The following is a 380-nucleotide window of genomic DNA, read 5'->3' as shown; positions in this document are numbered from 1 at the left end:
CGTGGAATCCGATATTTCGATTGTTCTTCAATTCAAGCTCGCCAGTAAACCAATTGATATCCTTTATTTTATCGGAGTATGTACTCTCATATTGGTTTTGCAGCACCATTCGTTCCGCTTGGTTGCTTCCAAAAAAATCCTTCATAGCAATATAAACAGTCTTGCCTTTATAATACTTTAGATTGCCATAAGAAATATTATATCCGCCAACATAAAGAGGAATATTGCTGTTATAAGGTATACTTAAAGCTCCGCCATAGGTTTGCCATGTACCATTTCTAAGGAGCTGGACATCTCCAAGGGTAACTTTACTTGAAAATTCATCGACTACATTGAGCTTTCCTTTATACAATCCATTAATTTTTATTGAATTTCCTTCT

Annotated in this window: 1 protein-coding gene; it reads right to left on the bottom strand. The window is 35.3% G+C overall.

Features of this window, described 5'->3' with window-relative positions; translation table 11 throughout:
- Positions 1 to 380: hypothetical protein (locus RCF13_RS23460; RefSeq protein ID WP_308141586.1), on the bottom strand; the 380-nt coding region annotated here is incomplete at both ends.

The sequence above is a fragment of the Stenotrophomonas maltophilia group sp. RNC7 genome, assembly GCF_030910085.1.
GTDB classification, from domain to species: domain Bacteria; phylum Pseudomonadota; class Gammaproteobacteria; order Xanthomonadales; family Xanthomonadaceae; genus Stenotrophomonas; species Stenotrophomonas sepilia.
Note: the sequence above shows the minus strand (reverse complement) of the source record. Positions and strands in the feature narration are given on the sequence as shown.